The 5,840-nt window shown below is 28.3% G+C and carries 6 protein-coding genes and 1 tRNA gene; 1 reads left to right on the top strand and 6 read right to left on the bottom strand.

Going from position 1 to position 5,840, the window contains the following annotated elements; genetic code table 11:
* Positions 1 to 51: 51 nt before the first annotated feature.
* The 3 genes from ACVC2P_RS10540 to ACVC2P_RS10530 all read right to left on the bottom strand — a co-directional run bounded on the left by ACVC2P_RS10540 (position 52) and on the right by ACVC2P_RS10530 (position 2,198).
* Positions 52 to 549, bottom strand: a complete 498-nt coding sequence (locus ACVC2P_RS10540) for a DUF6702 family protein (protein ID WP_452598438.1) — start codon at positions 547 to 549, stop codon at positions 52 to 54.
* A 69-nt stretch (positions 550 to 618) separates the two neighbouring features.
* The gene (locus ACVC2P_RS10535; RefSeq protein ID WP_452598437.1) at positions 619 to 1,407 is read right to left on the bottom strand and encodes a carboxypeptidase-like regulatory domain-containing protein; all 789 of its coding nucleotides are present in this window, start codon (positions 1,405 to 1,407) and stop codon (positions 619 to 621) included.
* Positions 1,404 to 2,198 (bottom strand): carboxypeptidase-like regulatory domain-containing protein, encoded by a 795-nt coding sequence (locus ACVC2P_RS10530; RefSeq protein ID WP_452598436.1) that lies wholly within the window; start codon positions 2,196 to 2,198, stop codon positions 1,404 to 1,406. The genes ACVC2P_RS10535 and ACVC2P_RS10530 overlap by 4 nt, the downstream gene beginning before the upstream one ends.
* A gap of 207 nt (positions 2,199 to 2,405) precedes the next feature.
* Between ACVC2P_RS10530 and pepE the strand changes: the two genes are divergently transcribed.
* Positions 2,406 to 3,113: a dipeptidase PepE gene (gene pepE / locus ACVC2P_RS10525; RefSeq protein WP_452598435.1), complete on the top strand. Its 708-nt coding sequence runs from the start codon at positions 2,406 to 2,408 to the stop codon at positions 3,111 to 3,113.
* 73 nt (positions 3,114 to 3,186) lie between these two features.
* Here the strand turns inward: pepE and ACVC2P_RS10520 are convergent.
* From ACVC2P_RS10520 to ACVC2P_RS10510, 3 genes are all read right to left on the bottom strand, one after another.
* Positions 3,187 to 3,259: transfer RNA gene (locus ACVC2P_RS10520), tRNA-Gly, on the bottom strand.
* 140 nt (positions 3,260 to 3,399) lie between these two features.
* On the bottom strand, positions 3,400 to 4,122 hold the full coding sequence (locus ACVC2P_RS10515; RefSeq protein WP_452598434.1) for a LytR/AlgR family response regulator transcription factor: 723 nt from the start codon (positions 4,120 to 4,122) through the stop codon (positions 3,400 to 3,402).
* A gap of 22 nt (positions 4,123 to 4,144) precedes the next feature.
* Positions 4,145 to 5,840 (bottom strand): sensor histidine kinase (locus ACVC2P_RS10510; RefSeq protein ID WP_452598433.1); only part of this gene is annotated, 1,696 nt, incomplete at its 5' end.

The following is a 5,840-nucleotide window of genomic DNA, read 5'->3' as shown; positions in this document are numbered from 1 at the left end:
ATAAAATAGTTGCTCAAATTAACAATTTTTAAGATTTAAATATCATATTTATTAGAAGTTTAACAAACCTTTATCGTTTTCTGGAATTAATACGAATGTTTTGTGTTTTGAGTTTATATACGTTCTAACAATATTTTTTTGATCGTTAAAGAGATCAAAGAGTATTCTATTCTCTACTTCAAAAGATTTTACTTCGTTTACATTCTCTATTTCTATATAGCAATATATAATATCGTCTTCGTATTCTTTTCCTAAAAATTTATAGTTTGCTACTGCTCCATTAATTTTAATTTTAAACTTTGATTTTATGTATTTTTCAATGTAAAGGTCTATTTGTTTTTCGTCTTTTCCTGTGTTTAATATTATTTTATCGTCGTAACGTTCTTGTAATAATCGTTCAAAATCGTCTATAAATATCCTAGAGGTAACTTGTATTGCTTGTTTTTCTTTTACGTAATCGACTTGCGTTACACTTACATAATATTTATGTGCAGTTGTAAAGGCAAATAATGGTAATATTAAAAGAATTAAAAGTTTTTTTATATGCATAATGACAATTGTAATATTAGGGTTTCAAAACTAATGAAATGATTCAAAAAGTATTCCAAAAAAACAGGATTATTCTTTTACTTTTCTATTGGCTTGGTATTGTTTATACTTTTCTTCAAGGTATGCTAACGTTTCTATATCACTTTTAGAGCATCTTTCTGTAAATTTCTCATCTTCTGAACAGAAGTAGAAAAATTCCATTTTTAGATTGTCTTCTAATGGATTATTATTAAAAAAGTCTTTAGATAGTTTACTTTTTATTGTATACATTAATTCTTCTTGAGCTTCGAGTTTTACTCTTTGCTTAAGTTCTTTGGTTCTTCCCGAAATGCCATTTATAATAGGATTTAATGGTAAACCTCCCATTAATACTCCCCAAAGCATTTTGGGCTTAAACTCTCCTGCTTCATGAAGTAATCGTTCGCTTTTAGTTTTGCGCACCCCTTTATAGCCTGGAATGCCTACATCGTAAAAATTAATATCTCTTTTTACGCCTAGGTTATCCATATCATCCAATAAGTTACCTGTTAACACTTTACCTACTGTTACCTCATCTAGTTCATTTATTAATGTTTCTAAAGTAATAGTAAGTGTTTTAGTGTTTATGTTTTGTTCTGTTATAATTAAGGTTTCTAGTTTATATTGTATTGAAGAGATGACTAGTGTATCTTTTACAACTGCATTAATTTTAAATTCTCCAGAACTATTGGTTGTTGCATATTCTTTTCTAGATTTATTTACAATATGTATGCCATCTACGCCTTCTCCTCCAGTTACTGTACCTGCTATTTCTGTAGTCTGGGCATAACTTACTCCTAAAAACAGCAAAAAACAAACAATTATATTAAGGGGTTTCAATTTTTAGGGTTTAAATATTGTTTACTTTTTTCTTGTAAATATTCTATTAAGCGTAACTCGTTTTTTTCTTGTAAAAGTTCGGCGTTAAAGCCTGCTTTTTCTACAAAAGCTATAAAGCTATTTACTTTGTCTTCAGGGATATTATAATTTGTTGTGTAATAAGAGTGTGTAAATGCTTCTGCTAGTTTTGTTCCATATAATTTAGATAGTCTCTCTTGTGTAACCTCACGTTTTGTCTCTCTACTTTTTACTTCAAAAAGTGATGGTACTATCAATTTTACTATTCCTAAAAAATTCATTTGATATAGGTTGGGTTGGCGTATTGCTGTATTAACGACTCCACTTTTATAATCTGCAGACATATCGTAATCGTTAAAGCTTCCAAATCCAAAATCTACATATTCTACAAGTTTTACATTTTCTACATCTGATTCTAGAATACCTGTTAAATCATTTTGCAATACAACTACTTCATCTAAATTATTAATACGTTCGGCAAGGAAAACCTTTAATTCTTTTGCTTCTAATATTTCTTTTGTTATTGTTATTTTAGTTGGACTAAATTGCAATGCTGAGATTTCAATTTCATCATTTAAAGTTACTTTAATTTTAAATTTCCCAGCTATATCTGTTATAGTTCCTTTATTGGATGATGTATTGTATATGGTTACGCCTTCTAAATCTTCTGATTTTACGACTACTGTACCATTAACTTCTACTCTTTCTATGTTTTGAGAAAATAGTGTTGTTAACGACAACAGTAAAATAGTTATTATTACATATTTTTTCATGAAGTTAGTCCCTTTTTAAAATATACTTTTGTGAAATTTATTTATAAAAAATATCACACTATAAAGTTCGGTTTAATAATCTTAATTAAAATTAAAAACAGATTTAAACTTTTGTTAAAACATCCGTTTCTATAAATTTACAACAATTACAATTAAGTATTACTTATACTTATTTTTTATATTACACTCTTTTGAAACACTTAATGCATGAGACATTTAATTATTGCAAGTACTTCTACGGTATACAACGGCAAACCTTTAGACTATATTATGGAGACTTTAGCATCTCTATTTAAGGAAACCGACAATATTCTTTTTATTCCATATGCTAGACCTAGCGGTATCTCTCATGATGATTATACTAGTAAAATACAAAATGCTTTTAAAAATATAGGCAAATCTGTTGTTGGTATCCATGAATTTGAAAATCCTGTTGAAGTAATCAAACAAGCAAAAGGCATTTATGTTGGCGGCGGTAATACTTTTGTACTGGTTAATCAATTATACAAAAACAATTGTTTAAATGCTTTAAAACAGGCTGTAGATAATGGCACTCCTTATTTAGGTACTAGTGCAGGAAGTAATATTTGTGGTTTAACTATGAATACTACAAACGACATGCCTATTGTATACCCTCCTAGTTTTAAAACACTAGGTTTTGTGCCTTTTAATATAAATCCGCATTACTTAGATCCTGATATTAATAGCAAGCATATGGGCGAAACCAGAGAAACTAGAATTAAAGAGTTTCACAAATTTAATACACAACCTGTTATTGGCTTGAGGGAAGGAAGTTGGTTAGAGGTTAAAGGTAACACTATACAATTATGTGGCGTATTACATGCTCGTATTTTTGAATACAATTCTGAGGCTTACGAAATAGAGTCTGGCACGTATTTGAATGAATTAAAGTAGATACACTAACCTTTAAAAAAGCTAAAATAATATGCATAAAAAAAGCTTCATTTAATAAATGAAGCTTTTTTAGAGCGAGAGACCGGGTTCGAACCGGCGACATTCAGCTTGGAAGGCTGACGCTCTACCAACTGAGCTACTCTCGCATTTCCGGATGCAAATTTACACATAAATCTTAATTCTCAAAACTTTTTATCAATAAAAATTGAAGTATTTTAAACTACTTTAAAATCTAAAAAATAACCTACTCATTTTCAACACCAAAGCATTTCTTTTAATTATTACTTTAAACCAAATTAATTTTAGTCATAAGTTCTTCTTTATATTTTTTGCCAATAGGTATGTTTTCTTTTCCTACTACAATCATATTATAGTCTATTTGCTTTAAGTGGTCTAGATTAATAATATAACTGCGATGAACTCTAATAAATTTTTCGTTTAATTTTGTTATTATATAATTTAAACTTCCACGAATAACATATTTTTTACCATCTTCTAATTCGATTTCGGTATATACGTGCTCACTTTTTAAATACAGAATATCTTCGAATTTTAGTTTTACAAAAAGATTTTTTTCTTTGATAAAAAAAGCATCTTTAATTATTAAATCGCTTCCTGCTACTTCTCCTATTTTTTTAGAATAATTATGTAATGCTATCTCTATAGAGGTGTATAATTCTTCTTTAGTAAATGGTTTTATTAAATAGGCAGGCGGCATTACTTTTTTTGCTTCCCCTACAGTTATAGGGTCTGCATTAGAGGTTAAAAATATAAAGGGAAAATCGTAGTCCTGTCTTATTTTTTCGGCTAAATCTATACCTGTTCGCTTTCCAGATAATTGAATATCTAAAATGGCTATATCTGGTTTCTCTTTTTCTATAGCTTGCAACGCTTCAGTATAATTAATAGCTGGCTCTAATGTTTGATATCCTAAAGTATCTAAAGTATCGCAAATGTTATCTGCTATTATTATTTCGTCTTCTACTACTAAAATTTTAATTGCACTCATTAGTTTTATGTTGCTTTGCTTATCAATCTACCAGTGCTCTGGTTTCTGTGTCTTTAAAAATTATTTCAAATCTTGCGCCTTCGTCGTTTAGTAGTTTTAAACTACCGTGTAGTTGTTTTGTTAATCGTTTTACTAAACGTAATCCCAAACTTTTCATTTTAGCAACATCTATAGAACTGTCTAATCCCTTTCCGTTGTCTGATACGACTAATTTATATTCTCTTTCATTTAACTTATCTATTGAAACTTTCAATTTATTTTCTTTTTCAGTATCGAAAGCATACTTGTAAGCATTGGTAATTAATTCATTTACAATTAAGCCTAAAGGTATTGCTGTATCTACATCAAAATGAATATTATTAGCTTGTACTTCTGTATTTATTTTTTTATCAGAGCTGTATAATATTGTCAATTCATTCACCAATAGTTTTATATACTCATCAAAATCTATAAGTCCTGTTTCGTTTTGGTATAATTTCTGGTGAATTAACGCCATAGATTTCACTCTATTCTTACCTTCGTTTGCAAGTGTTAAGGCTTTTTCATCTTCAATTTCTTTTGTTTGTAATTCTAATAGGCTTGAAACAATTTGAAAGTTATTTTTTACTCTATGGTGCACCTCCTTTAACAACAGTTGTTTTTCATGAAGAGCTTTTTCTATAATTTTATTTTTCTCATTTAATACTACTGTATGTTTTTTCTTTTTTTGGTATTCGTAATAAGCAAATCCTCCTAGTATTAATGCTATCCCAAATAGAAATAACAAAATATGTTGCGTGTGTTTTTCTTGCTGTAATTTGTTTTCATGCTGTAGCGCTAAAACTCTTATATCTTCAGCTTTTTGAATACTATCTCTATATTGTTTTCTATCGAATTCGTATGTTAACTCTAGTTCTTTTTCTTTTTCAATTTTTCTTTTATTAACTAATGAATCTTTGGTTACAGTGTAAGTATTCATATACTTAAATGCTTTTTCATTATTATTTAGGTCTTTATAGAAATTAGCTAAATTTAAAGAAACATATTGTTTGTCTTTTAACTTATTTAGTTTATCCCAAACTTGATATGCTTTTTCATAATATTTAATTGCATTTGTCTTGTTATTTATATTTGCCCAATAATCTCCTTTAGTTTGGTTTAAATATCCTGTAAAACTTGGGTTTATCTTTTTAGGTAATTTTTTGTTAGCTATGTTTAAATAATAATAGGCACTATCCATATTATTTTCTTTCATTAAAGCTCTTGCTAAATGTACCGAAGCATAGGCTTTTCCATAGTTAAAATTAATAGTATTGGCTAAAGCTATAGAGTTATGCATATTCTCCTTTTGCTCTTTTATAGACATACAATTACAGCTCGCATAAATCATTCCTAAATTATTACGCCAAACTACTTGACTTCTAAGGTTATTTTTCTCCTTAAAAAAGGACAACATTTCTTTTACTGCTGCAATACTTTTTTGGTAATAGCCTTTAGAATAATAGAGGAAACTTTTACTTTGTATTATAGGAATTAATTTTTCGCCATCTTTATATTGCATTGCTATTTTTTGAGCTTTATTTAAATCTTTGATAGCGTTATCTGTTTGTGAAAAATTACCGTAAATATTAGCTCTAAAAGAATAGGCATTTATTATAAGTTCTTTATCGTTTATTTTTTGCGCTAGATTTAAAGACTTATTTGTGCAACTAAAAGCTTCATCGTACTTACTTTGTGAT

This window comes from Pontimicrobium sp. MEBiC01747 (assembly GCF_053601635.1).
Note: the sequence above shows the minus strand (reverse complement) of the source record. Positions and strands in the feature narration are given on the sequence as shown.

Coding starts and splice junctions, on each gene's coding strand:
- ACVC2P_RS10540 (WP_452598438.1), bottom strand. CDS start 549: ATGCATATAAAAAAACTTTTAATTCTTTTAATATTACCATTATTTGCC.
- ACVC2P_RS10530 (WP_452598436.1), bottom strand. CDS start 2,198: ATGAAAAAATATGTAATAATAACTATTTTACTGTTGTCGTTAACAACA.
- pepE (WP_452598435.1), top strand. CDS start 2,406: ATGAGACATTTAATTATTGCAAGTACTTCTACGGTATACAACGGCAAA.
- ACVC2P_RS10515 (WP_452598434.1), bottom strand. CDS start 4,122: ATGAGTGCAATTAAAATTTTAGTAGTAGAAGACGAAATAATAATAGCA.